The following is a 25,245-nucleotide window of genomic DNA, read 5'->3' as shown; positions in this document are numbered from 1 at the left end:
GGTATCAGACCGCCCTCATCAGCAGGGTCGCGGCGACGAGGATCGCCGCACCGCCGAACATCGAGACCGCGTAACTGCGCGCATAGCCGTTCTGCAGTTTGCGGAGCCGCCCGGAGAGGCCGCCCATCGAGGCCGCCGTCCCGTTGACGACCCCGTCGACCAGGGTGTGGTCGACGTACACCAGGGAGCGCGTGAGGTGCTCTCCGCCGCGCACCAGCACGACGTGGTTGAAGTCGTCCTGGAGCAGGTCACGCCGGGCGGCCCGGGTGAGCAGGGAGCCGCGCGGGGCGACGACCGGAACGGGGTTACGGCCGTACTGGGCGTACGCGATTCCGGCGCCGACGACAAGCAGCACCATGGTGGCCAGCGTGACCGTGAGGGCGCTGACGGGCGAGTTGCCCTCCGAGTGCCCGGTGACCGGCTCCAGCCAGTGCAGGAAGCGATCGCCGAAGCTGAAGAAACCGCCCGCGAAGACCGATCCGAAGGCCAGCGCGACCATGGGGATCGTCATGGACTTGGGCGACTCGTGCGGGTGCGGCTCGTGGCCATCCGCGTCCGGCTGCCAGCGCTTCTCCCCGAAGAAGGTCAGGATCATCACGCGTGTCATGTAGTACGCGGTGATCGCGGCGCCCAGCAGGGCGGCGCCGCCGAGGATCCAGCCCTCGGTGCCGCCCTTGGCGAAGGCCGCCTCGATGATCTTGTCCTTGGAGAAGAAGCCGGACAGGCCCGGGAAGCCGATGATGGCGAGGTAGCCGAAGCCGAAGGTGACGAAGGTGACCGGCATGTACTTGCGAAGGCCCCCGTACTTGCGCATGTCGACCTCGTCGTTCATGCCGTGCATGACCGAGCCGGCGCCGAGGAACAGTCCGGCCTTGAAGAAGCCGTGCGTCACCAGGTGCATGATCGCGAAGACGTAGCCGATGGGGCCGAGGCCCGCCGCCAGCACCATGTAGCCGATCTGCGACATGGTCGAACCGGCGAGCGCCTTCTTGATGTCGTCCTTCGCGCAACCGACGATCGCACCGAAGAGGAGCGTGACGGCGCCGACCACGGTGACGACGAGCTGCGCGTCGGGCGCGGCATTGAAAATCGTGGCCGAGCGGACGATCAGATACACACCCGCGGTCACCATGGTCGCGGCGTGGATGAGGGCCGAGACCGGGGTCGGACCCTCCATCGCGTCCCCGAGCCAGGACTGCAGCGGTACCTGGGCCGACTTGCCGCAGGCTGCGAGCAGAAGCATCAGGCCGATGGCGGTGAGCTTGCCCTCCGTGGCGCCTCCGACCAGCCCCGGATGCTCCTCGGTGCCGAGCACCGGCCCGAAGGCGAACGTCCCGAAGGTGGTGAACATCAGCATGATCGCGATCGACAGCCCCATGTCACCGACGCGGTTGACCAGGAAGGCCTTCTTCGCGGCGGTGGCGGCGCTGGGCTTGTGCTGCCAGAAGCCGATCAGCAGATACGAGGCGAGACCGACGCCCTCCCAGCCGACGTACAGCAGGAGGTAGTTGTCGGCGAGGACGAGCAGCAGCATCGCCGCGAGGAACAGGTTCAGATAGCCGAAGAAGCGGCGCCTGCGCTCGTCGTGCTCCATGTACCCGACCGAGTACAGGTGGATCAGCGAGCCGACGCCGGTGATCAGCAGCACGAACGTCATCGACAGCTGGTCGAGCTGGAAGGAGACGTCGGCCCGGAAGCTGCCGACCGAGATCCAGGTGTACAAGTGTTGGCCGATGGCCCGGTGCTCCGCGTTCTTCCCCAGCATGTCGGCGAAGAGCACCACGCCGATCACGAAGGAGGTGGCCGCGAGGGCCGTACCGATCCAGTGGCCGACGGCGTCAAGGCGCCGTCCGCCGCACAGCAGTACGGCCGCTCCGAGCAGGGGCGCCGCTACCAGCAGCGCAATCAGGTTCTCCACGATTCAGCGACCCCTTACAGCTTCATCAGGCTGGCGTCGTCGACCGAGGCCGAGTGGCGGGAACGGAAGAGCGACACGATGATCGCGAGCCCGACCACGACCTCCGCGGCGGCGACGACCATCGTGAAGAAGGCGATGACCTGGCCGTCGAGATTGCCGTGCATACGGGAGAAGGTGACGAACGCGAGATTGCAGGCGTTGAGCATGAGCTCGACGCACATGAACACCACGATCGCGTTCCGCCTGATCAGCACGCCTGTGGCGCCGATCGTGAACAACAGGGCGGCGAGATAGAGGTAGTTGACCGGGTTCACTTCGACCCCTCTCCCGAGTTCGTGCGCTCCAGGCGCTCCTCGGCGCGCTGCTCCAGGGCCTTCAGATCGCTCAGCGCCTCGGTCGACACGTCACGGATCTGCCCGCGCTCACGCAGCGTCTTGCTGACGGTCAGCTCGGACGGGGTGCCGTCGGGCAGCAGGCCGGCGATGTCCACCGCGTTGTGCCGGGCGTAGACGCCGGGGGCCGGCAGCGGCGGTACGTGCTTGCCCTCCCGTACGCGCTGCTCGGACAGCTCGCGTTGGGTCTTGGCACGCTCGGTGCGCTCGCGGTGCGTGAGGACCATGGCACCGACGGCGGCCGTGATGAGCAGGGCGCCGGTGATTTCGAAGGCGAACACGTACTTCGTGAAGATGAGGGCGGCGAGCCCCTCCACATTGCCGTTCGCATTCGCCTTGGCCAGGCCGTTGAAGTCCTTGATGGACGCGTTGCCGATGCCCGCGAACAGCAGGATGCCGAAGCCGAGCCCGCACACCAGGGCCAGCCAGCGCTGGCCCTTGATGGTCTCCTTCAGGGAGTCCGCCGCGGTGACGCCGACGAGCATGACCACGAAGAGGAAGAGCATCATGATCGCGCCGGTGTAGACGACGATCTGCACGATGCCCAGGAAGTACGCGCCGTTGGCGAGATAGAACACCGCCAGGACGATCATGGTCCCGGCGAGACAGAGCGCACTGTGCACGGCCTTCTTCATGAAGACGGTGCCCAGGGCGCCGAACACGGCGACGGTGCCGAGGACCCAGAACTGGAAGGCCTCTCCGGTGGAGGTGGAGTAGGCGGCGAGCTGCGCACTCATGCCTCCACCTCCTCTCCAGCGGGCTTCTCACCCTTGGACAAGGCCACCTGGCGCTCGGTGCCGGGCGCAGCCTCCGTCACCAGGCCCCGGTAGTAGTCCTGCTCGTCCGTGCCGGGGAAGATCGCGTGCGGTGTGTCGACCATGCCCTCATCAAGCCCGGCGAGCAGTTGCTCCTTGGTGTAGATGAGGTTGGCGCGGCTGCTGTCGGCGAGCTCGAACTCGTTCGTCATCGTGAGCGCGCGCGTGGGGCACGCCTCGATGCACAAGCCGCAGAGAATGCAGCGGGCGTAGTTGATCTGGTAGACGCGGCCGTACCGCTCGCCCGGCGAGTAGCGCTCCTCGTCGGTGTTGTCCGCGCCCTCCACATAGATGGCGTCCGCGGGGCAGGCCCAGGCGCACAGCTCGCAGCCGACACACTTCTCCAGGCCGTCCGGGTGGCGGTTGAGCTGGTGCCGGCCGTGGAACCGCGGGGCGGTGGTCTTCTGCTGCTCCGGGTACTGCTCGGTCAGCCGCTTCTTGAACATGGCCTTGAAGGTCACGCCGAAGCCGGCGACGGGGTTCTGGAAACCGGGCTTGGTCTCCTTCGGCTCCTCAGCCATCGGACCCCTCCTTTCCGTCACGAGATCCGTCAATCGATCCGTCACTCGCAGTATCCGACCCACCACTGACAATCAACTCCCGCTCGCGGCGCGGGCGGCGCCGCGGTACCGGCGGAAGCTCCTGTCCCGGCAGCGGCGGTACGGGGAATCCGCCCGCCATCGGGTCGAAGGCGGCGGGTTCGGCGGGCGCCTCCTCGGCACCCTGCTTGTCGCGGAAGATGTCCGCGGCGAAAGAGAGCAGCAGCAGGACGAGGACGCCTCCGCCGACGTAGAGGGCGATGTCCGCGAAGTCGTAGTTCTCGTTCCTCAGCGTCCGTACCGTCGCGACGAGCATCAGCCAGACCACGGAGACCGGGATGAGAACCTTCCAACCGAGCTTCATCAGCTGGTCGTAGCGGACACGCGGGAGCGTGCCGCGCAGCCAGATGAAGAAGAACAGCAGCAACTGCACCTTCACCACGAACCAGAGCATCGGCCACCAGCCGTGGTTGGCGCCCTCCCAGAAGGTGCTGATCGGCCAGGGGGCCCGCCAACCGCCCAGGAAGAGCGTGGTCGACACGGCCGAGACCGTCACCATGTTGACGTACTCGGCGAGCATGAACATCGCGAACTTGATGGACGAGTACTCGGTGTTGAAGCCGCCGACCAGGTCGCCCTCGGACTCCGGCATGTCGAAGGGGGCGCGGTTGGTCTCGCCGACCATCGTCACGATGTAGATCAGGAACGAGACCGGCAGCAGGACGATGTACCAGCGGTCGTGCTGCTGCTCGACGATCGTCGACGTCGACATCGACCCGGAGTAGAGGAACACCGAGGCGAACGCGGCGCCCATGGCGATCTCGTACGAGATCATCTGCGCGCAGGACCTCAGGCCACCGAGCAGCGGGTAGGTGGATCCAGAACTCCAACCCGCGAGCACGATCCCGTAGATGCCCACCGAGGCGACCGCGAGGATGTAGAGCAGCGCGATCGGGAGGTCGGTGAGCTGCATCGTGGTGCGCTGGCCGAAGATCGAGATCTCGTTGTCGGCCGGTCCGAAGGGGATCACCGCGATCGCCATGAAGGCCGGGATGGCCGCGACGATCGGTGCGAGGACGTAGACCACCTTGTCCGCGCGTTTGACGATGACGTCTTCCTTGAGCATCAGTTTGATGCCGTCGGCGAGCGACTGGAGCATGCCCCAGGGGCCGTGCCGGTTGGGGCCGATGCGCAGCTGCATCCAGGCGACGACCTTGCGTTCCCACACGATGGAGAACAGCACGGTCACCATCAGGAAGGCGAAGCAGAAGACCGCCTTGATGACAACCAGCCACCAGGGGTCGCGGCCGAACATGGAGAGGTCTTCAGCGGCGAGGTACGGGCTCATGCCTCCACCTCCTTGGGGGCCTCGGCGGGCAGGGTCGCCGGGCCGATGCGGACGAGGGCGCCGGACAGCGCCCCGGTGTCGGAGGCGACGCCCCCTCCGGTGGAGTTCAGCGGGAGCCAGACCACGCGGTCGGGCATCTCGGTGATCTGCAGCGGAAGTTCAACCACTCCGGTGGGACCGGCCACGGCAAGGACGTCGCCGTCCTTGACGCCCGCCTCGGCGGCCGTGGCGGCCGACAGGCGCGCGCGTGCTGCGTGCCGGGTCCCGGCGAGCGCTTCGTCACCCTCCTGGAGGCGGCCCTGGTCGAGCAGCAGCCGGTGCCCGGCCAGTACGGCCTCTCCGGCGGCCGGGCGCGGCAAATGCGCCGCGACCTCCAGGGGCTCGGTGGCCCGCGGCCCGTCCCAGGCACCGAGCCGGTCCAGCTCCCCGCGCGCGGTGCGCAGATCCGGCAGCCCCAGGTGTACGTCCATGGCGTCGGCCAGCATCTGCAGGACGCGCGCGTCGGTGGGCGCCAGTCGGCGGGTCATCTGGTCGGGCTTGAGCGCCGCCTCGAAGGAGCGGGCCCGGCCTTCCCAGTTGAGGAACGTGCCCGCCTTCTCGGCGACCGCGGCGACCGGAAGGACGACATCGGCGTGCTCGGTGACCTCGCTGGGGCGCATTTCCAGCGACACCAGGAAGCCCACTTCGGACAGTGCCGCACGCGCGCGTGCCGGGTCGGGAAGGTCGCCGACCTCCACGCCCGCGGCCACCAGGGCCCGCAGTTCGCCACCGGCGGCGGCCTCGACGATCTGTCCGGTGTCGCGGCCGTAGCGGTGCGGAAGTTCGGAGACTCCCCAGGCCGCCGCGACCTCGTCCCGCGCGCGCGGATCGGTGGCCGGACGTCCGCCCGGCAGCAGCGACGGCAGCGCGCCCGCCTCGATCGCGCCCCGCTCGCCCGCCCGGCGGGGAATCCACACCAGCTGGGCGCCGGTCGCGGACGCGGCCCGCGCGGCGGCGGTGAGCCCGCCCGCCACGGCCGCGAGCCGCTCGCCGACGACGATCACCGCACCCTCGGCGCGCAGCGCCTCGGAGGCCTTGGCACCGTCGCCCTCCAGGCCGACACCGCTCGCGAGCGCGTCCAGCCACTCGGTCTCGGTGCCGGGCGCGGCCGGCAGCAGCGTGCCACCCGCCTTCTCCAGGCCGCGCGTCGCGTGCGTGGCGAGCGAGAAGGTCTTCTGTCCGTGCCCCCGCCACGCCTTGCGCAGTCGCAGGAAGACGCCGGGCGCCTCCTCCTCGGACTCGAATCCGGCGAGCAGGACGGCGGGCGCCTTCTCCAGAGAGGTGTACGTGACGCCCGTACCGTCGAGGTCCCGTCCGCGTCCGGCGATCCGGGCCGCCAGGAAGTCGGCCTCCTCGGCGCTGTGCACACGCGCGCGGAAGTCGATGTCGTTCGTGTCGAGGGCCACGCGCGCGAACTTGCTGTACGCGTAGGCGTCTTCGACGGTGAGCCGGCCACCGATGAGGACGCCGGTCCGGCCGCGGGCGCCCGACAGCCCCTCGGCGGCGATCGAGAGGGCCTCCGGCCAGGAAGCGGGCACGAGTTCACCGGACTCGTCGCGAACGAGAGGCGTCTCCAGCCGGTCCCGCTGCTGCGCGTACCGGAAGGCGAACCGCCCCTTGTCGCAGAGCCACTCCTCGTTGACCTCGGGGTCGGGAGCCGCGAGCCGCCGCATGACCTTGCCGCGCCGGTGGTCGGTGCGGGTGGCACAGCCGCCGGAGCAGTGCTCGCACACCGAGTGCGAGGAGATGAGGTCGAAGGGGCGCGAGCGGAAGCGATACGCCGCCGACGTCAGCGCGCCCACCGGGCAGATCTGGATCGTGTTCCCGGAGAAGTACGACTCGAAGGGGTCGCCCTCACCGGTGCCGACCTGCTGGAGCGCGCCCCGCTCGAGCAGCTCGATCATCGGGTCGCCCGCGATCTGGTTGGAGAACCGGGTGCATCGGGCGCACAGCACGCACCGCTCGCGGTCGAGCAGCACCTGGGTGGAGATCGCCACCGGCTTCTCGTACGTACGCTTCTTGCCCTCGAAGCGGGACTCGGCGTTGCCGTGCGACATCGCCTGGTTCTGCAGGGGACACTCGCCGCCCTTGTCGCAGACGGGGCAGTCCAGCGGGTGGTTGATGAGCAGCAGCTCCATGACACCGTGCTGGGCCTTCTCGGCCACCGGGGAGGTGAGGTGAGTCTTGACGACCATCCCGTCCGTACACGTGATCGTGCAGGACGCCATCGGCTTGCGCTGGCCCTCGACCTCGACGATGCACTGGCGGCAGGCGCCGACCGGGTCGAGGAGCGGGTGGTCGCAGAAGCGGGGGATCTCGATGCCGAGTTGTTCGGCGGCCCGGATCACCAGGGTGCCCTTGGGCACGCTGATCTCCACGCCGTCGATCGTCAGCGAGATCAGATCTTCCGGCGGAACCGCCCTCTCTCCTCCACCGGAGGGAGCGCTGGTGGTCACCGTCATGCGTTCACCTCCGTGCGGTCGGCCCAAGCCGTGGACTTGGCCGGGTCAAAGGGGCAGCCGCGGCCCGTGATGTGCTGCTCGTACTCCTCGCGGAAGTACTTGAGAGAGGAGAAGATCGGCGAGGCGGCACCGTCGCCGAGGGCGCAGAAGGACTTGCCGTTGATGTTGTCGGCGATGTCGTTCAGCTTGTCGAGGTCGGACATGACGCCCTTGCCTGCCTCGATGTCGCGCAGCAACTGCACGAGCCAGTACGTGCCTTCGCGGCACGGTGTGCACTTGCCGCAGGACTCATGGGCGTAGAACTCGGTCCAGCGGGTGACGGCGCGGACGACGCACGTCGTCTCGTCGAAGCACTGCAGGGCCTTGGTCCCGAGCATGGAACCCGCGGCACCCACTCCTTCGTAATCAAGAGGGACGTCGAGGTGCTCGTCGGTGAACATCGGCGTCGAGGAGCCGCCCGGCGTCCAGAACTTCAGCCGGTGGCCGGGCCGCATCCCGCCGCTCATCTCCAGGAGTTGACGGAGTGTGATGCCGAGCGGGGCCTCGTACTGGCCGGGATTGGCGACGTGTCCACTGAGTGAGTACAGCGTGAAGCCCGGGGACTTCTCGCTTCCCATCGACCGGAACCATTCCTTGCCTTTTTGCAGAATTGCGGGAACTGACGCGATCGACTCGACGTTATTTACAACAGTTGGGCACGCATAGAGGCCCGCGACGGCAGGGAAAGGGGGACGAAGCCGCGGTTGACCACGGCGGCCTTCGAGCGAGTCGAGCAGTGCGGTCTCCTCACCACAGATGTACGCGCCCGCGCCCGCGTGCACGGTGAGCTTGAGGTCGAGTCCGCTGCCCAGGATGTTCTCGCCGAGGTAGCCCGCCGCGTAGGCCTCACGCACGGCCTCGTGCAACCGCCGCAGTACGGGGACCACTTCACCGCGCAGATAGATGAACGCATGCGAAGACCGGATGGCGTAACACGCGATCACAATGCCCTCGATGAGGCTGTGCGGGTTCGCGAAGAGGAGCGGGATGTCCTTGCAGGTCCCCGGCTCCGATTCGTCGGCGTTGACAACTAGATAGTGAGGCTTGCCATCGCCCTGGGGAATGAACTGCCATTTCATTCCCGTCGGGAATCCCGCGCCGCCGCGGCCGCGCAGTCCGGATTCCTTGACATACGCGATCAGGTCGTCCGGCGACATGGCCAGCGCCTTGCGCAGCCCCTCGTACCCCTCGTGCCGCCGGTAGACATCGAGCGTCCAGGACTCGTCCTCGTCCCAGAAGGCCGACAGCACGGGTACGAGCAGTTTCTCGGGGCTCGTCTCGTTGATCTCGGGTGCCAAGGTCATCACTCCCCCTCCTCGGCTGCAGGACCCGCCGGGTGGGACGGATCGGAGGCCGATGTGTCCTGCGGCGCGTCGTGTGAGCTCAAGTGCTCGGCAGGCGACTCGTCCTGGGGTGCCTCTCCGCCGCGCGGATGCACCACGCGCGCTGGGGCGGTCTCGCCCTTGGCCAGACGAAGGCCGATCAGGGAGGCGGGTCCCGCGCTGCCGCCCGCTTCGACGGCCCCGGCACGCTCGTCGGGGAAGCCCGCCAGGATCCGGGCGGTGTCCTTGAAGGTGCACAACGGGGCGCCGCGGGTGGGCTCGACCTGTGCTCCAGCGCGCAGGTCGTCGACGAGGCTCTTGGCGGAGTCCACGGTCTGGTTGTCGAAGAACTCCCAGTTGACCATCACGACCGGCGCGAAGTCGCAGGCCGCGTTGCACTCGATGTGCTCCAGGGTGACCTTGCCGTCGTCGGTGGTCTCGCCGTTGCCGACGCCCAAGTGGTCCTGGAGGGCCTCGAAGATCGCGTCGCCGCCCATGACCGCGCACAGGGTGTTGGTGCAGACACCCACCTGGTAGTCGCCGCTCGGCTTGCGCCGGTACATCGAGTAGAAGGTCGCGACCGCGGCGACCTCGGCCGTGGTCAGGCCGAGCATGTCCGCACAGAACTGCTGCCCCGTGCGCGTGACATGGCCCTCCTCCGACTGCACGAGATGCAGCAACGGAAGGAGCGCCGAGCGGGAGTCCGGGTAGCGGGCGATGATCTCGCCCGCATCCGCTTCGAGCCGGGCTCGAACGTCGTCCGGGTAGTCGGGCGCGGGCAGTTGGGGCATGCCCAGGCTGACGCCCTCGGGGGTGGTGGTCACCGGTCGACGCCTCCCATCACGGGGTCGATGGACGCCACGGCGACGATGACGTCGGCGACCTGGCCGCCCTCGCACATCGCCGCCATGGCCTGCAGATTGGTGAAGGACGGGTCCCGGAAGTGGACCCGGTAGGGGCGGGTGCCTCCGTCGGACACGGCGTGCACCCCGAGCTCGCCCTTGGGCGACTCGACCGCCGCGTACGCCTGTCCCGGCGGGACGCGGAAGCCCTCGGTCACCAGCTTGAAGTGGTGGATCAGGGCCTCCATGGAGGTGCCCATGATCTTCTTGATGTGGTCGAGGGAGTTACCGAGACCGTCGGGGCCGAGCGCGAGCTGGGCGGGCCAGGCGATCTTCTTGTCGGCGACCATGACCGGGCCGGGCTGCAGCCGGTCCAGGCACTGCTCGACGATCCGCAGCGACTGGCGCATCTCCTCCAGGCGGATCAGGAAGCGCCCGTAGGAGTCGCAGGTGTCGGCGGTCGGGACGTCGAAGTCGTACGTCTCATAGCCGCAGTACGGCTGACTCTTGCGCAGGTCGTGCGGCAGACCGGCGGAGCGCACGATCGGGCCGGTGGCGCCGAGGGCCATGCAGCCGGCCAGGTCCAGGTAGCCGACGTCCTGCATACGGGCCTTGAAGATGGGGTTCCCGGTGGCGAGCTTGTCGTACTCGGGAAGGTTCTTCTTCATCTTCTTCACGAACTCGCGGATCTGGTCCACCGCCCCCGGGGGCAGGTCCTGGGCGAGTCCGCCGGGACGGATGTACGCGTGGTTCATCCGCAGGCCGGTGATCAGCTCGTAGATGTCGAGAATGAGTTCACGATCACGGAAGCCGTAGATCATGATCGTGGTGGCGCCCAGCTCCATGCCGCCGGTGGCGATGCACACCAGATGGGAGGAGAGCCGGTTCAGCTCCATCAGGAGCACGCGGATGATCGTGGCCCGGTCGGGGATCTGGTCCGTGATGCCGAGGAGTTTCTCGACCGCGAGACAGTAGGCGGTCTCGTTGAAGAACGGCGTCAGGTAGTCCATGCGCGTCACGAACGTGGTGCCCTGGGTCCACGTTCGGAACTCGAGGTTCTTCTCGATGCCGGTGTGGAGATAGCCGATGCCGCAGCGGGCCTCGGTGACCGTCTCGCCGTCGATCTCCAGGATGAGCCGGAGCACACCGTGCGTGGAGGGGTGCTGCGGCCCCATGTTGACAATGATGCGCTCGTCGTCGGACTTCGCCGCGGACTGGGCGATCTCGTCCCAGTCGCCACCGGTGACCGTATATACGGTGCCCTCGGTCGTCTCCCGGGCCGCAGCGGATGCTGCAGAAGAAGGGGTCTGCGTGCTCATGAGTACGACCTCCGCTGGTCCGGAGCCGGGATCTGGGCGCCCTTGTACTCGACGGGGATGCCGCCGAGGGGGTAGTCCTTGCGCTGCGGGAAGCCCTGCCAGTCGTCCGGCATCATGATCCGCGTCAGCGCCGGGTGACCGTCGAAGATCAGCCCGAAGAAGTCGTACGTCTCGCGCTCGTGCCAGTCGTTCGTCGGATAGACGGAGACGAGCGAGGGAACGTGCGGGTCGGCGTCGGGGGCGCTGACCTCCAGACGGATCAGCCGGTTGTGGGTGATCGAGCGCAGGTGGTAGACGGCGTGCAGCTCGCGGCCCTTGTCGCTGGGGTAGTGCACTCCGCTGACGCCCGTGCACAGTTCGAAGCGGAGGGCCGGGTCGTCGCGCAGGGTCTGGGCGACGCGGACCAGGTACTCGCGTTCGATGTGGAAGGTGATCTCGTCGCGGTCGACGACCGTCTTCTCGATGACGTTGTCGGGGACGAGTCCCTGTTCCTCCAGGGCGCCTTCCAGCTCGTCGGCGACCTCGTCGAACCAGCCACCGTAGGGCCGGGCGGCCGGACCGGGCAGCCGGATGGAGCGGACCAGGCCGCCGTAGCCGGAGGTGTCGCCACCGTTGTTGGCGCCGAACATGCCGCGCTGGACGCGGATCTCCTCGCCGCCCTCGCCGCGCTGGCCGGGAAGGTTCTGGGCGCCGAGGTCCTTCTCGGGGTTGACGCCGTTGCCCGACGTGTTCGCCCCGTTACCGTTCGCGTCGCTCACCGCAGCAGGCCCTTCATCTCGATGGTGGGGAGCGCCTTGAGCGCCGCTTCCTCCGCCTCGCGGGCCGCCTCCTCGGCGTTCACGCCGAGCTTGGAGGTCTGGATCTTCTGGTGGAGCTTGAGAATCGCGTCCATCAGCATCTCGGGCCGCGGCGGACAGCCGGGCAAGTAGATGTCGACCGGGACGATGTGGTCGACGCCCTGCACAATGGCGTAATTGTTGAACATTCCACCTGATGAGGCGCAAACCCCCATGGAGATCACCCACTTGGGGTTGGGCATCTGGTCATAGACCTGCCGCAGCACCGGCGCCATCTTCTGGCTGACCCGGCCGGCCACGATCATCAGGTCTGCCTGGCGCGGTGATCCGCGGAAGACCTCCATGCCGAAGCGGGCCAGGTCGTAGCGCCCGGCGCCGGTCGTCATCATCTCGATGGCGCAGCAGGCGAGTCCGAACGTGGCGGGGAAGACGGACGCCTTGCGCACCCAGCCCGCGGCCTGCTCGACGGTGGTCAGCAGGAATCCGCTCGGCAGTTTTTCTTCGAGTCCCATGTCTTAAAGGCCCCTCAGTCCCATTCCAGGCCGCCGCGCCGCCATACGTACGCGTACGCGACGAAGACGGTGAGCACGAAGAGCAGCATCTCCACGAGCCCGAAAACACCCAGGGCGTCGAAGGTGACGGCCCAGGGGTAGAGGAAGACGATCTCGATGTCGAAGACGATGAAGAGCATCGCCGTCAGGTAGTACTTGATGGGGAAGCGCCCGCCGCCGGCCGGCGTGGGGGTCGGCTCGATACCGCACTCGTAGGCCTCGAGCTTGGCGCGGTTGTACCGCTTCGGACCGATCAGCGTGGCCATGACCACGGAGAAGATCGCAAAGCCTGCCCCGAGGGCTCCCAGTACGAGGATCGGCGCATATGCGTTCACGCTCCTCGCTCCTCTCAGTCGGCACTGACTGCTGGCGGTTGCGTCGGGCGAGCACTTCTGCCCCACGTGTCCCACGAGCCCCGTGCGTCCCGGCGAAGATCGCGAACATGTGAAGCAGGTCACAAGCCCAACTGCCTCGCATCTTATGCCCGGCGGTCTGTGATCTGCGACACGGGGTATTGCACAAGCTTTGTGATCTCCACCACCTGACGAACGATCATGAAGTCGGATGAGCAGTGATCTTCATACGTGAAGCGTCCGGGCGATCACCAGAGGTGACATTTCCGCTCGTCACCGCAGGTCCCGGGCGGCGTCTCCATATCAAGAGGGTTCCGCTGCATGCAAATTGGTGCTGGACGTGGCGCCTTGATAGAGGACCGCATTCACACCTCAGGGGGAGGTGTGTGGACGGGTGTGGACGCGTGCACACGTTCACGAGCGAACGGGGCGGGGACTCCCGCGCGAGACGCCACCTTCGCGGTGACCGTTCCGTGACCTGCGCCACATCTACCTATGGGTCAGACAAGCGGGGCTTGGCCATCCGTTCCCACCAGTGGTAGGTGGCGGGCAATTCGGACGTAATGCGGAAAGCCCTTGATCACGGCCTTGATGGGCCATGTCCGCAATGCCCGTTACGGCGTCAATAAAGAGTGACGCGGGGCAAATTCGGCCGGGGATTGAACAACTGTGGCGCACCACACGTTTCTTGAAGGTATGGAGGAGCCCCTGGTACCGCTTGTACCCATGTCCCACACCGCTCACATACGAAGCCACCGGAAGCCCCGTCGCAACGCGTCGTCGCTCGCGATGCGCGCCGGAGTTGCCGGTGGCGTTCTCAGCACCCTGGCAGTGGCCGGTGCGTCGGGTGCGGCGAACGCTGCCGAATCCACGACGCAGACTCTCGAAATGCCCACCCTGACGGCCGACCTGGCCACCCAGGTCGCCCAGTCGGCGGACGCCACGCGGCAGGCCGCGGCCAACTACGAGCTGCAGGCGGAGCGTGACGCGGCCGCCGCCAAGGCCGCCAAGCAGGCCAAGGCCGACCTCGCCGAGGCCAAGAAGAAGGCGGAGGCCAAGAAGAAGGCCGAGGCCGCTCGCAAGGCCGCCGCCGCCCAGGCCGCCTCGCGCTCCTCGGAGCGGACCGCCCTGTCCGCCTCCACGAGCTCGAACGTCTCCGCCCCGGCCAGCGGCAGTGTCGCGACCGTCATCGCCTTCCTCAAGGCGCAGGTCGGCGACGCCTACGTCATGGGTGGCACCGGCCCCAACGCGTGGGACTGCTCCGGTCTCGTGCAGGCCGCGTTCAAGCAGGTCGGCGTCGATCTGCCGCGCGTCTCGCAGGACCAGTCGACGGCCGGTACGCCGGTCTCGCTGTCCAACGTCCAGGTCGGCGACATCCTGTACTGGGGTTCGGCCGGTTCGGCGTACCACGTGGGTGTGTACATCGGTAACGGGCAGTACCTGGACGCCGCCAACCCCTCCAAGGGTGTGGTGATTCAGGACCTTTCGGGCTACCCGGCGACGGGTGCGGTGCGGGTCCTCTAAGGCGCACGAGCCACACGATCTGAGGGTCGCCGCCTCGGGGGCGGCGACCCTTTCGCCCCATCCAGGATGAATTGCCCTGGTACGAACTCGCTCTATCCGAGGTCGAATGTGTTGGGCAGGCCCAGCTTGTAGCGGAGTTCGTCCACGCGCTTGAGGGGCTCCATCTCCGGCGGCCGGTACAGCTCCCAGATCCCACAGCGCTCTGCGCCCGAATTGTCCGCATCCAGGAGTGCGTTGACGGCCCGGCGTGCGGACTCGTTGGCGCCTTCCATGGTGGCCAGGTCCACGTCGGTGCGGACATAGTCGCCCGCGAGGAAGAAGTTCGGCACCGCCGTGCGGGCGGACGGACGGTTGTAGAGGGTTCCCGTCGGGTGGATGAGGAGCGGCTCCCGGTTCTGCGGGTCCGGGCCGCCGAGCCCCGTCACCGCCGGGTCCATGAACCAGCCGAGCCGGTCGGCATCCGTGAGCGTCGTCTTCCCGGAGTCGTTGAGGCCGTCCTTCAGCTGCGCCCAGGCCTCGGCGACGATCTCCTCCTTGGTGCACTCACGGGCTGTCTTGCCGTACAGGATCCCCGGCTTGTCCCACTCCGAGACGATGGCCGAGAGGCAGTCGTGGGCGCTGCCGTCTCCGTAGTCGGCCGAAAAGTCGCGTACGTCCCAGAATTGGGCCTGGCCGATGCCCGTCACCGACCACGGTGAGTCAAGGCAGTTGATGTGTCCGTGCACCACGGGCATCGGCGTGCGCAGATAGAACTGGATGCCCACCATCCAGTCCGTCTTCAGGGCATCGCACTTGGCCAGCTGCGGGTCGGCGGCGCGCAGGGCCGGGCCCCAGGTCCCGCGGGCATGCTCCACCGGCATCGCCGAGACATAGTGGTCGGCGGTGATCGTGCGTTCCTGGCTTCCGTCGGGAGCCGAGACGCGTACACCGGTGACACGTCCGCCCGCGTACAGGACCTCCCGCACCTGGGTTCGCATGACGAACTCGACGCCCAGCGAGCGCAGATACGCCTCCCACGGAGCGATCCACGCCTCGCTCGTCGGGGCGTTGAGGACGCGGTCGACGTCGGCGTCGCCGTCCATGCCGCGGCCGAGCAGACCCCACAGCAGCAGCGCCTCGATGATGACGCGGCCGACGGTGCGCGTGGAGGCGACCTCGGCGCGGGTGGCGACGAGGTTGCGGGTCTGGCCGATGCCGAGGAGCGTCCGGTACTCCTCGCTCATCCTCTCGGCGCGGATGAAGTCCCACCAGGAGGTCTTCTCCCACTGGTCCTCTCGGCGCGCGTCGCAGCTGGTGAGGTGGACGAGGAGGCGGTCGGCGAAGTACGCGGCCTCGTGGGCGGGCAGCCGCGTCCCCAGGTCCAGGACGGACAGGAGCTGGTCGCGGATCCAGGACGGGGTGACGTCGCCGGGTGCGGGCGGAGTGGTCACCCGCCGCAGCGGGAAGTGCAGATCGGGGCGGCCGGCTTCGCGGGCGAACAGGGCCTCGGTGCCGCCGCGGAGGTTGTCGTGGACGCCGTTCGCGTTACCTGGGAAGGGGATCCGGCGCATCACATCCGGGAGGTTCCGGTAGAAACCGGGGAAGAACCGGAAGCCGTGTTCGCCGGGCAGCGACTTGCGGCCGCCGCCGGCCGTTCCGGGGACGTCCATCGAGCGGGCCTTGCCCCCGAGGACGTCGTAGTACTCGTAGACGGTCACCGCGTAGCCCCGCTCGACGAGTTCATGGGCGGCGCTGAGGCCGGAGACACCGCCCCCGAGGACGGCGACACGCTTGCCTGAGGCGGCGCTCGCGCTCCCGGGCCATAAGGCGACGGCGCCGAGGGCACCTCCGGCACCGGCCAGGAAGCGTCTGCGTGAGTGTCCGATGTGCTCCTGGGACTGTTCCGAGTGTTCTGTTGTCATGAGTACGGGAGGGTAGGGAGCGGCGCCGGAGGCCGGAAGGCCGTCGCCCGGCCACCCACAGCATCCACACACCGACCGAAGGAGAACCAGCCATGCCCCGTGTGTTCGTCCAGGGAAAGCCCGTCACGTCCTACCCCCGGTTGACGCCGGACGCCGCTCGCGGATCGGTGCGGCGGATCACCGAGGTGGGGGAAGAGGTGTTGCACAAGGCGTGCCGGGACGTGACCGAGTTCGGTCCCGACCTCGCCGCGCTCATCGACGACATGTTCCTGACGATGTACGTCGCCGACGGGGCCGGGCTCGCGGCCAATCAAGTGGGCGTCGACCTGCGGCTGTTCGTGTACGACTGCCCGGACGACGACGGGGTCCGGCACGTCGGCCACATCGCCAACCCGGTCCTGGACCAGCTCGACCCGGCCGGCCGACGCCTCCTCGACGAGGGCGAGGGGTGTCTGTCCGTACCGGGCGCCGTGATGGACGTGCCCCGCCCCGATCGCGCTGTCGTACGCGGCGTCGACCGGGACGGGAACGCCCTGGTCATCGAGGGAACCGGGTACTTCGCCCGCTGTCTCCAGCACGAGACCGACCACGTCAACGGTCGCGTCTACCTGGACCGGCTCTCCAAGCGGGAGCGGAAGGACGCCTTGCGGCAGGTGGCCGACCGGCGCGAGCGGGTGCTCGCCCGCCGCGCCGACAAGGAAGCCGAACTCAGCCGGTAGCCCGGGGAGCTACGCCTTCGGAGCCACCTTCGACAGGCCGTTGATGATGCGGTCCATCGCGTCACCGCCCGTCGGGTCCGTCAGGTTCGCGAGCATCTTCAGCGTGAACTTCATCAGCAGGGGGTGGGTCAGGCCGCGCTGGGCGGCGATCTTCATGACCTTCGGGTTGCCGATGAGCTTCACGAAGGCGCGGCCGAGGGTGTAGTAGCCGCCGTAGGTGTCCTTGAGGACCCGTGGGTAGCGCTGCAGTGCCAGTTCGCGCTGGCCGGGGGTGGCGCGCGCGTGGGCCTGGACGATGACGTCGGCGGCGATCTGGCCGGACTCCATCGCGTAGGCGATGCCCTCGCCGTTGAAGGGGTTCACCAGACCGCCGGCGTCGCCGACCAGCAACAGCCCCTTCGTGTAGTGCGGTTGGCGGTTGAAGGCCATGGGGAGGGCGGCGCCGCGGATCGGGCCGGTCATGTTCTCGGGGGTGTAACCCCAGTCTTCCGGCATGGACGCGCACCACGCCTTCAGGACTTCCCGCCAGTCCAGCTCCTTGAAGGAGTCGGAGGTGTTCAGCACACCGAGGCCGACGTTCGACGTGCCGTCGCCCATGCCGAAGATCCAGCCGTAGCCGGGCAGAAGACGGTCCTCGGCACCGCGCCGGTCCCACAGCTCCAGCCAGGACTCCAGGTAGTCGTCCTCGTGACGCGGGGAGGTGAAGTACGTACGGACCGCGACGCCCATCGGGCGGTCCTCGCGGCGGTGCAGGCCCATCGCCAGGGACAGCCGGGTGGAGTTGCCGTCCGCGGCGACGACCAGCGGCGCGTGGAAGGTGACCTCGCGCTTCTCGCAGGCGTCACCGAGCTTGGCGTGGACGCCGGTGATGCGGCCGGTGCGCTCGTCGATGATCGGGGCGCCGACGTTGCAGCGCTCGTACAACCGCGCGCCCGCCTTCTGCGCCTGCCGCGCCAACTGCTCGTCGAAGTCGTCCCGCTTGCGTACGAGGCCGTAGTCGGGGAAGGAGGCGAGATCCGGCCAGTCCAGCTGGAGGCGGACGCCGCCGCCGATGATGCGCAGGCCCTTGTTCCGCAGCCAGCCGGCCTCCTCCGAGATGTCGATGCCCATCGAGACGAGCTGCTTGGTGGCGCGCGGGGTCAGCCCGTCACCGCAGACCTTCTCGCGCGGGAACGCGGTCTTCTCGAGGAGCAGGACGTCCAGTCCCGCCTTCGCCAGGTAGTACGCGGTGGTGGAACCGGCTGGCCCGGCCCCGACGACGATGACATCGGCGGTGTTTTCGGAGAGGGGCTGGGGCTCGGTCACGGCGGGTTCTCCCCAAGATGCGAAATCAACGTGCCGACGGGCACTGGACACGGGCAGTCTATGCAGCGGTACTGATCACCTGGTTGAAGGGCTGCCCCGTGAACCGAGCTCTGCCCGACGTACAGCTCCGTGTCCCCACCGACGAGGACGTCTTCGCCTGGCACCGAGTCTTCGCCGACCCGGAAGTCATGGAGTTCCACGGGGGCCGGGCGGCCGAGCTGTCCGTGTACGAGGAGCTCACCGCGCGGCAGCGACGGCACGACGCGGAGCTCGGGTTCTGTCTGTGGACGATGGTCGACTCCGACGGCGAGGTGCTCGGTTTCACGGGCGCGCAACCGTGGCCGAAGGAATGGGGCCCCACGGGCGAGATCGAGATCGGCTGGCGGCTCGGTCGGGCCCACTGGGGCAAGGGGTACGCGACGGCGGCCGGGCTGGCCACGCTGGACAGGGTGCGCGCGGCGGGCGTCTCCCAGGTCGTCGCCATGGTCAGAGCCGACAACGAGCGGTCCATCGCCGTGACCCGGCGCCTCGGCATGGAACTGGCCGAGCACTTCCCGCACCCGACGCTGGAGCAGCCCGCGCACTGCTACCGACTGGCCCTCTGACGGCTCCCGGCAAGCCATCCGACGGCTTCCGGAATGGCCCGGGCCCGGCTTACCCTGCCGGTACCGCTGGGGGTGACGTCTGTGCGCCTAACACCCAAGACACCCGAAGTGCGCGTACCGCGGCTCGTGGGCCTGATGGCCGTGGACGCGCGTGAGACGGCCGAGGCGCGAGGAGTGCTGCTCGCCGCGCCCGACCGGCCCGACTTCCATCTCGCGGTCGTCGACTACGTCGTACGCCAATATCCCCTGCCCGGCGTCGAGGTCCCGCGCGGTGCCGTGGTCACGGTGTGGTTCGACCTCGGTGACTCCGAGGGCGGCGGCGCGGGGGTGCGCGAGCCACGGCTGCCGCGGCCGCCGTCGGGCGGGATGCGCCGCGAGCTCGACGAGCCGGGCGACCCGTTCGAGGTTCTCAGGTGATCGGTGCCGGGTGTGCAGGTGCCCCGGTCAGGCCGTGAAGCGCCGCACGGGTTGAGGCACCGCACAACCCGAAGCGCCCGCACGGGTTGAGGCACCGCACAACCCGAAGCGCCCGCACGGGTTGAGGCACCGCACAACCCGAAGCGCCCGCACGGGTTGAGGCACCGCACAACCCGAAGCGCCCGCACGGGTTGAGGCACCGCACAACCCGAGAGGCCGCACGGCTCCGGCTCGAAACGGCTCAGGCATGGAAGCGCCTCAGGCCTTCAAGGGCCGCACGGCTGAGGCGCCTCAGGCCTTGAAGCCCCGGTGCAGCGCCACGACCCCGCCCGTCAGGTTCCGCCAGGCCACCTTCGACCAGCCGGCCTTGCGCAGCCGCTCGGCGAGCTCGGGCTGATTCGGCCAGGCGCGGATGGACTCGGCGAGATAGACGTACGCCTCGGGGTTGGAGGAGACCGCGCGGGCGACCGGCGGCAGCGCGCGCATCAGGTACTCGGTGTACACCGTGCGGAACGGCGCCCAGGTGGGGTGCGAGAACTCGCAGATCACGACGCGACCGCCGGGCTTGGTCACCCGGTACAGCTCGCTCAGCGCGGCGTCGGTGTCCTGCACGTTGCGCAGTCCGAAGGAGATCGTGACCGCGTCGAAGGTGTCGTCCTTGAAGGGCAACTTCGTCGCGTCGCCCGCGGTCAGGGGGAGCCAGGGGTGGTTCTTCTTGCCGACCCGCAGCATGCCGAGGGAGAAGTCGCAGGGCACGACGTACGCGCCCGTGCGGGCGAAGGGCAGGGACGAGGTCGCGGTGCCGGCCGCCAGGTCCAGGATCTTCTGCGCGGGCCGCGCGTCGACCGCCTTCGCGACCTCCTTGCGCCATCGCCGGTCCTGGCCGAGGGACAGCACGTCATTCGTGAGGTCGTACCGTTCCGCCACGTTGTCGAACATCGAGGCGACTTCGTGCGGCTGCTTGTCCAGGGATGCGCGGGTCACAAACCCATTGTGGCAGTACGGACCGGACGACTCTCCAGCACCCGGCCCGTACGCCGGTCTCACACAACCCCTCGGGGCGCGCTCAAGGCAGCAGCTTCGGCTTCTTCTTCGCGGCCACGTCCTCGACCCACCCGACGAGCGGGATGGCGACCCAGATCAGCACCCAGCCGATGCCGAACATGAACCACTGACTCTCCAGCGGCAGCCACTTCTCGAAGGCGGGCACCTTCCAGAACTGGTCGATCAGCGGGACCGCGAGCACCAACGCGATCTCGTGCCAGAGGTAGATCGTCACCGCCCGCCCGTTGAAGATCGTCACGATCCGGTCGAGCCGCTTGAAGCGGGCGAGCCAGCCGAAGTCGACGTTGTAGTACGCCTTGAAGTACATCAGCAGCGTCACGAAGCCTGCCGACCAGAAGGTCTGGGCGAGCGACACCTCGTCCAGGTCGTAGGTGCCGAACTCCGCCTGGTGCCCGAAGGCGTACCAGCCGCCGTACGCCAGCAGGGCCCCCGACGCCAGGACCACCAGGGCCGGTTTCATCCGCTGGAGCACGCCCTCGCGGTGCGCGAAGCCGACCAGCCAGCAGAACAGGAAGGTGGCGAAGTCCGTGAGACCGCTGCCGAAGCGGTTGCACGGCGGCTGCCAGCCGTACTGGAAGACCACGATCGGGACGAGGGAGAGGAGCAGGAGCGGAATCGGGGCCTTGCGGAAGACCTTCAGGAGCAGCGGGGACAGCAGCACGAACCAGAGGTACGTCCGCAGGTACCAGAGGATCTCCCAGGCCTGGACGCCCCACTGGTTACCCGGCGGGTCGCCGACCGGCACGATCCAGAAGACGATCTGCCAGCCCGGCATCCAGTCGTGGATCAGCATCGCCAGCACGACGAAGAATCCCCAGAACCAGAAGGGCGGCAGCAGTCGTCGCATCCGGCTCTTGACCACCTTGAACGCGGGGCGCTCCAGGGACTTGGCCATCAGCGAGCCGGCGAGCGCGAACATCACACCCATGGAGGGGAGCCCATCACGTACTCGATGTGCTGCCAGGCCCCGATCATGGTGTTGCGGTTGCCGACCTTGGCGTTGCCCGCGACCGCGCCGATCTCCGGGTCCGCGAAGGGCTGCACGGGCTGGTGCACGGCGTCGGGTTCGAAGACGGTGTCGCCGTCCATCATCACGACGATGTCGTAACTCGCTTTGCACACACTTTTGTTGAGGGCGGCGGGCTTGCCCGCGTTCTCCTGCCGGATGACCCGGACATTCGGCATGCCGAGCGATTCGGCGATCTCGGACGTGTTGCCCTCGGAACCGTCGTCGACGACGATGATCTCGATCGGATGGGTGCTCTTCGCCAGCGACTTCAAGGTGTTGGCGATGCACTACTTCTCGTCGTACGCGGGCACGATCACGGTCACCGGCCGGGTGACCGTCGGCCCCCAGCCGAACTTCCCGCCCCTGCCGCGCTTTCTGTTGCGCTGTCTGCAGTGGCGGCGGGCGAGGATCAGCATCATCCCGAACCGGCCCATCACGGCGACACCGACGACGATCAGGAAGTAGGACAGCACCGGAACGACCCACTCGGCGACCGCACCGCCCAGATGAGGGCCTTGCCCTCGTAGAGGGTGGCGCCGGTGGCCTTGCTGTGGGCGGCCTGCTCGACGCGGACCGTGCCGGCCGCGCTCGTGCCGCGCCCCTGTTGGGGCCCGCCGGTCGGCTGCGCACCGCCGGGCTGCTGTCCGGAACCGGTGGCCTGTCCGGTGGGCTGCCCGGCGGCACCCGCCTGCTGGGCGTTCTGCTGCCGGCTCTGGTTGTTGGCCTTGGCCATCGCGCCGCTGACGGTGGTGAAGGTGTAGCCCTTCGCCTTCATCTTCTTGATGTACGTGCCGAGCGCAGTGACCGTCTCCGAACGGTCGCCGCCCGCGTCGTGCATGAGGACGATGGCGCCCCTGTTCTTCTTCGGCGTCGCCCACTGGACGATCTTCGAGACGCCGGGCTTCTTCCAGTCGTCGCTGTCGGTGTCGACGAAGACGCTGGTGTAGCCCAGGTTGCCGATCTGCTGGTAGACCGGCCAGCTGTAGTTGTCGACGGCGTTGATCTCCGACGAGTACGGGGCGCGGAACAGCGTGGTCTGGATCCCCGCGGCGCCCGCGAGCGCGAGCTGCGTCTGCTTGAGTTCGCGCTGGAGCCGCGCGGTGCTCTGGTAGGAGAGGTCGACGTGCGTGAAGGTGTGGATGCCGACCTCGTCGCCCTGGTCCACCAGGTCCTTCACCACGCCGGGATAGCGCGAGACCATCGAGCCGACCATGAAGAAAGTGCCCTCGACGTCATTGTCCTCGAGGCCCTTGAGGACCTGGGGGGGGTCCAGGTCGCCGTCGGCCCGTCGTCGAAGGTGAGCACGATGGTCTTGTTCGGCACGGACTCGGTCTTCGCGGTGCCGTTGTTGAACGTCAGGAGGGGGCCGCCGTCAAGGATCTTCTGGGGGACCTTGTCGTAGGCCGCGCCGTCGCGTACACGCGAGTCGTTGCCGATCTCGGAGCGCAGGTAGCCGTCGAGCAGCATCACGCTGACGAGCGCCAGCAGGAGCAGCAGGGCGAGGATGACGCGCGGTTTCTGCAGCGCCGCGGCCTTGCCGGCCGCCCGCTCCATCTTGGAGGGGGCGCGCCGACGGCCGCGCGAGGGCGTGGTCGAAGTCATGGGTGTGGATGCGTCCCAGTCAGTTGACGCCGGTGGAGGCGGACGCGGTGGGGGACGGAGGCTCGCCCGTGGCGGCGCCCGTGGGCGGAGTGCCGGTGGGCCTCGCGGGCGGGGTGCCGGTGGCGGCGGCGCCGCCCTGCGGCTGCAGGTTGCCCCCGGGAGCGGAGCCGGCCCGGCCGCCGCAGAAGGGGAACAGTGAGGAAGGCGTCAGCGAGGTGCCCCAGCCCATGAAGGCCATACCGAGCACGACCGCGTAGCCGAGACAGACGACGCCGACGAGCATGCCGATTCTGCGCAGCAGGCGGGCCCGGCGCCCAGAGTTGTCAACGAACACGGGGCCGTCCCCGGCCCCGTTGCCGCGTTTGCGGCGGCGGCCGCGCACTTGGGCGCGGTTTTCGATGGCTGACTCGGATTGCATTCCCCGGATATTAGGGCGCCTTTATGTGGCCAATTCTCTGCTTCTCATGTGAGAGGACCATGAGAGTGCGCCCAAACTGTCCGTTCCCTAAGAGAATGCAAGAACATCTGCGCAGCTCAGGCCGGGCACATATGCCCCTTATGTCCCACCCTCACGCCCTACTCATCCGCTTTACACCCCCTTTCCTGTGCCCTTCCCATGCACTTCCTGTATTCATGAATCACCACCGGATGTGCCACCTTTGAACTCCGGAATCGCACTTTGTTTCCGTCCTGAGACAGAAATCACGAGAGCGGGTGCATGCGCAATGAGGAGTTTCCTGAAGCCGGCCGCCGGGCTCGTCTGCCTGGTAGCTCTGGCCTGTGCGGGGTGCTCCTCGGGCGGTGACGACGCATCGGACGCGGCACCCGCGCAGACCCCGCGGACCAGTGCGGCGCCCTCCGAGAGCGAGTCCTCGTCGACCACCTCGTACGCCCCGTACGTGAGCGCCACCACCGCGTCCGACACCGACTCCACCGGGTCGCCGACGACATACAACCTGGCCTTCGTGATCTCCGACGGCAGCGACTGCACGCCGAAGTGGAACGGGACGTACACCCTCGGCAACGCGGCCGTGAAGACCCGGATCTCAGCGCTGAAGGAGTCCGGCGCGAGCGTGCGGGTCTCCTTCGGCGGCGCGTCCGGCAAGGAGCCGGCCGAGGTCTGCGACAGCGCGACCGAGCTCGCTGCGGCATACTGGGCTGTTCTGGACGCCGCCGGCTCGGCCCAGGCGGACTTCGACATCGAGGGGGACGCGCTGACCGACTCCGACTCGGTCGCGCTGCGCTCCAAGGCGATCGCGCTGCTCCAGAAGGAGCGCACCGACCTGAAGGTCTCCTTCACACTACCGGTGATGCCGTCCGGCCTCGACGACGACAGCCTGGCGCTCCTGGAGTCCGCCAACGACAACGCCGTGAGGGTCTCCACCGTCAACATCATGACGATGAACTACGGCAGTTCGTACACGGGCGACATGGGCGACTACGCCGAGACGTCCGCCAAGGCGGCCCACGATCAACTGCAGGATGTCTTCGGGCTGTCGAGCGCGGGCGCCTGGCAGGGGCTCGCCCTCACCTCGATGATCGGCGAACAGGACGTCTCGGGCTAGACGTTCACCCTCTCGGACGCGGCGCAGGTACGGGCATTCGCGGAGGAGAAGGGGGTGGCCTGGGTGTCGATATGGTCGACCTTCCGGGACCAGCAGTGCGAGGACGACAACTCCGCGTCCGACGATGCGGCAACCAACTGCAGTGGGGTGACGCAGAGTTCGGGGGCGTTTGCGGAGGCGTTGGCCGGCTGAGTGCGCAAGCTGCGGACCGCCCTGGGCCGCTCACACAGTTCCCCGCATCCCTGAAGGGGAGCTGCGGACCGCCCTGGGCCACTCGCACAGTTCCCGCATCCCTGAACGGGAGCTCCAGCGCACGGGGCCGGCAAGCTCAGCGGCGTCTGTGCACCAGACGTCCCGCGCACACAGTGGCGATGCAGGCGCCGTCCTCACCGAAGACGGCGAGGTCGGCGCGGCCGGTCTGGATGATCGCGGGCCGCCGTGCCGCACTCCCGAGGACCACGACGTCGTTCCGCTCGGCGGCGGCCCGGAGTTCGGGCGTATCGACGTACTCCTCGAGGACTGCCACCGCACCGAGTTTCAGCACCGCGTGAATACGTTCACGCGGTGTCGGCGCGTCAGGGAGCGGGCCTGCGTGGACGAGAGCGGGCCCCAGCGCGCCGGGCCACCGCCGTACGCGCGCGTCGGGAGCCCTCTCCCGCATCTCGGCCAAGGTGCCGACGGCCCCGACGCGGTCACGGCCCACGATCACCGCGCCGTCCTTGACCGGCTCTCCGGTGTGCCAGCTGATCCACAGCTCGTCGGCCGCGTGAATCGTCTCCAAGTCAGCTCCGACCGAT

General features: G+C 68.3%; 25 protein-coding genes and 2 pseudogenes. 5 read left to right on the top strand and 22 right to left on the bottom strand.

All coding sequences use genetic code 11. The features are described 5' to 3' along the window. Nucleotides 1-4 precede the first annotated feature (4 nt). The 12 genes from nuoL to OG390_RS30440 are packed head-to-tail and all read right to left on the bottom strand — an operon-like array spanning nt 5 to nt 12,718. The gene (gene nuoL / locus OG390_RS30495; protein ID WP_406172652.1) at nt 5-1,918 is read right to left on the bottom strand and encodes an NADH-quinone oxidoreductase subunit L; all 1,914 of its coding nucleotides are present in this window, start codon (nt 1,916-1,918) and stop codon (nt 5-7) included. Nucleotides 1,919-1,932: 14 nt separating this feature from the next. Further along, nucleotides 1,933-2,232 carry an NADH-quinone oxidoreductase subunit NuoK gene (gene nuoK / locus OG390_RS30490; RefSeq protein ID WP_006382214.1) on the bottom strand — a complete coding sequence of 100 codons (300 nt, stop codon included), beginning with the start codon at nt 2,230-2,232 and terminating at the stop codon, nt 1,933-1,935. Next, nucleotides 2,229-3,047, bottom strand: a complete 819-nt coding sequence (locus tag OG390_RS30485; RefSeq protein ID WP_406172651.1) for an NADH-quinone oxidoreductase subunit J — start codon at nt 3,045-3,047, stop codon at nt 2,229-2,231. Before OG390_RS30485 ends, nuoK begins: the two co-directional genes overlap by 4 nt. After that, nucleotides 3,044-3,646 (bottom strand): NADH-quinone oxidoreductase subunit NuoI, encoded by a 603-nt coding sequence (nuoI, locus tag OG390_RS30480; protein ID WP_406172650.1) that lies wholly within the window; start codon nt 3,644-3,646, stop codon nt 3,044-3,046. The genes OG390_RS30485 and nuoI overlap by 4 nt, the downstream gene beginning before the upstream one ends. After that, nucleotides 3,639-5,012, bottom strand: a complete 1,374-nt coding sequence (gene nuoH, locus OG390_RS30475) for an NADH-quinone oxidoreductase subunit NuoH (RefSeq protein ID WP_406172649.1) — start codon at nt 5,010-5,012, stop codon at nt 3,639-3,641. The genes nuoI and nuoH overlap by 8 nt, the downstream gene beginning before the upstream one ends. Beyond that, nucleotides 5,009-7,513, bottom strand: coding sequence for an NADH-quinone oxidoreductase subunit G (locus tag OG390_RS30470; RefSeq protein ID WP_406172648.1), 2,505 nt, complete (start codon nt 7,511-7,513; stop codon nt 5,009-5,011). The genes nuoH and OG390_RS30470 overlap by 4 nt, the downstream gene beginning before the upstream one ends. Next, nucleotides 7,510-8,859, bottom strand: a complete 1,350-nt coding sequence (gene nuoF, locus OG390_RS30465) for an NADH-quinone oxidoreductase subunit NuoF (RefSeq protein WP_406172647.1) — start codon at nt 8,857-8,859, stop codon at nt 7,510-7,512. The genes OG390_RS30470 and nuoF overlap by 4 nt, the downstream gene beginning before the upstream one ends. Continuing rightward, on the bottom strand, nt 8,856-9,665 hold the full coding sequence (gene nuoE / locus OG390_RS30460; RefSeq protein WP_406177926.1) for an NADH-quinone oxidoreductase subunit NuoE: 810 nt from the start codon (nt 9,663-9,665) through the stop codon (nt 8,856-8,858). Before nuoE ends, nuoF begins: the two co-directional genes overlap by 4 nt. Before the next feature lie 29 nt (nt 9,666-9,694). Further along, the gene (locus tag OG390_RS30455; RefSeq protein ID WP_406172646.1) at nt 9,695-11,035 is read right to left on the bottom strand and encodes an NADH-quinone oxidoreductase subunit D; all 1,341 of its coding nucleotides are present in this window, start codon (nt 11,033-11,035) and stop codon (nt 9,695-9,697) included. Further along, entirely contained in the window at nt 11,032-11,793 is a 762-nt protein-coding gene (locus OG390_RS30450; protein ID WP_406172645.1) for an NADH-quinone oxidoreductase subunit C, read from the bottom strand. The genes OG390_RS30455 and OG390_RS30450 overlap by 4 nt, the downstream gene beginning before the upstream one ends. Then, nucleotides 11,790-12,344 (bottom strand): NADH-quinone oxidoreductase subunit B family protein, encoded by a 555-nt coding sequence (locus tag OG390_RS30445; RefSeq protein ID WP_003998928.1) that lies wholly within the window; start codon nt 12,342-12,344, stop codon nt 11,790-11,792. The genes OG390_RS30450 and OG390_RS30445 overlap by 4 nt, the downstream gene beginning before the upstream one ends. A gap of 14 nt (nt 12,345-12,358) precedes the next feature. Beyond that, on the bottom strand, nt 12,359-12,718 hold the full coding sequence (locus tag OG390_RS30440; protein WP_007383963.1) for an NADH-quinone oxidoreductase subunit A: 360 nt from the start codon (nt 12,716-12,718) through the stop codon (nt 12,359-12,361). A gap of 714 nt (nt 12,719-13,432) precedes the next feature. Here OG390_RS30440 and OG390_RS30435 point away from each other — a divergent pair. After that, nucleotides 13,433-14,260, top strand: coding sequence for a C40 family peptidase (locus tag OG390_RS30435; RefSeq protein WP_406172644.1), 828 nt, complete (start codon nt 13,433-13,435; stop codon nt 14,258-14,260). A gap of 92 nt (nt 14,261-14,352) precedes the next feature. Here the strand turns inward: OG390_RS30435 and OG390_RS30430 are convergent, their stop codons facing one another. Then, nucleotides 14,353-16,161 (bottom strand): FAD-dependent oxidoreductase, encoded by a 1,809-nt coding sequence (locus OG390_RS30430; RefSeq protein ID WP_406172643.1) that lies wholly within the window; start codon nt 16,159-16,161, stop codon nt 14,353-14,355. Between the two features lie 92 nt (nt 16,162-16,253). On the opposite strand from OG390_RS30430, the gene def reads away from it, so the two are divergent. Further along, a complete protein-coding gene (def, locus tag OG390_RS30425) occupies nt 16,254-16,880 on the top strand; it encodes a peptide deformylase (RefSeq protein ID WP_406172642.1) in 627 nt (208 codons plus the stop codon). 9 nt (nt 16,881-16,889) lie between these two features. Here the strand turns inward: def and OG390_RS30420 are convergent, their stop codons facing one another. Further along, nucleotides 16,890-18,185 carry a geranylgeranyl reductase family protein gene (locus tag OG390_RS30420; protein ID WP_406172641.1) on the bottom strand — a complete coding sequence of 432 codons (1,296 nt, stop codon included), beginning with the start codon at nt 18,183-18,185 and terminating at the stop codon, nt 16,890-16,892. Nucleotides 18,186-18,283: 98 nt separating this feature from the next. On the opposite strand from OG390_RS30420, the gene OG390_RS30415 reads away from it, so the two are divergent. Both OG390_RS30415 and OG390_RS30410 read left to right on the top strand, forming a co-directional pair. Next, complete coding sequence (locus OG390_RS30415; RefSeq protein WP_406172640.1) at nt 18,284-18,790, top strand: GNAT family N-acetyltransferase; 507 nt, start codon at nt 18,284-18,286, stop codon at nt 18,788-18,790. Nucleotides 18,791-18,898: 108 nt separating this feature from the next. Continuing rightward, complete coding sequence (locus OG390_RS30410; protein WP_406172639.1) at nt 18,899-19,207, top strand: PASTA domain-containing protein; 309 nt, start codon at nt 18,899-18,901, stop codon at nt 19,205-19,207. 291 nt (nt 19,208-19,498) lie between these two features. On the opposite strand, the gene OG390_RS30405 is transcribed toward OG390_RS30410, so the two are convergent. The 7 genes and pseudogenes from OG390_RS30405 to OG390_RS30375 all read right to left on the bottom strand — a co-directional run bounded on the left by OG390_RS30405 (nt 19,499) and on the right by OG390_RS30375 (nt 23,301). Continuing rightward, the gene (locus OG390_RS30405) at nt 19,499-20,191 is read right to left on the bottom strand and encodes a demethylmenaquinone methyltransferase (protein ID WP_406172638.1); all 693 of its coding nucleotides are present in this window, start codon (nt 20,189-20,191) and stop codon (nt 19,499-19,501) included. Between the two features lie 82 nt (nt 20,192-20,273). After that, the gene (locus tag OG390_RS30400) at nt 20,274-21,392 is read right to left on the bottom strand and encodes an acyltransferase (protein WP_406172637.1); all 1,119 of its coding nucleotides are present in this window, start codon (nt 21,390-21,392) and stop codon (nt 20,274-20,276) included. After that, nucleotides 21,278-21,553, bottom strand: a pseudogene (locus tag OG390_RS30395) (glycosyltransferase); the annotation flags it as partial. The gene OG390_RS30400 and the pseudogene OG390_RS30395, both read right to left, overlap by 115 nt. Nucleotides 21,554-21,568: 15 nt before the next feature. Then, nucleotides 21,569-21,754: a hypothetical protein gene (locus OG390_RS30390; RefSeq protein WP_406172636.1), complete on the bottom strand. Its 186-nt coding sequence runs from the start codon at nt 21,752-21,754 to the stop codon at nt 21,569-21,571. Further along, the gene (locus tag OG390_RS30385; RefSeq protein WP_406172635.1) at nt 21,736-22,494 is read right to left on the bottom strand and encodes a polysaccharide deacetylase family protein; all 759 of its coding nucleotides are present in this window, start codon (nt 22,492-22,494) and stop codon (nt 21,736-21,738) included. Before OG390_RS30385 ends, OG390_RS30390 begins: the two co-directional genes overlap by 19 nt. Further along, the gene (locus OG390_RS30380) at nt 22,455-22,883 is read right to left on the bottom strand and encodes a hypothetical protein (protein ID WP_406172634.1); all 429 of its coding nucleotides are present in this window, start codon (nt 22,881-22,883) and stop codon (nt 22,455-22,457) included. Before OG390_RS30380 ends, OG390_RS30385 begins: the two co-directional genes overlap by 40 nt. Before the next feature lie 19 nt (nt 22,884-22,902). Next, nucleotides 22,903-23,301 (bottom strand): hypothetical protein, encoded by a 399-nt coding sequence (locus OG390_RS30375; protein WP_406172633.1) that lies wholly within the window; start codon nt 23,299-23,301, stop codon nt 22,903-22,905. A 307-nt stretch (nt 23,302-23,608) separates the two neighbouring features. On the opposite strand from OG390_RS30375, the pseudogene OG390_RS30370 reads away from it, so the two are divergent. Then, nucleotides 23,609-24,640 (top strand): annotated as a pseudogene (locus OG390_RS30370) (chitinase). Nucleotides 24,641-24,776: 136 nt separating this feature from the next. Here OG390_RS30370 and OG390_RS30365 read toward each other — a convergent pair. Next, complete coding sequence (locus OG390_RS30365) at nt 24,777-25,229, bottom strand: hypothetical protein (RefSeq protein ID WP_406172632.1); 453 nt, start codon at nt 25,227-25,229, stop codon at nt 24,777-24,779. Nucleotides 25,230-25,245: the final 16 nt, after the last annotated feature.

The sequence above is a fragment of the Streptomyces sp. NBC_00996 genome (assembly GCF_045162675.1).
GTDB lineage: Bacteria > Actinomycetota > Actinomycetes > Streptomycetales > Streptomycetaceae > Streptomyces.
The sequence above is the reverse complement of the archived record's forward strand: the minus strand, read 5'-3'. Positions and strand labels throughout refer to the sequence as shown.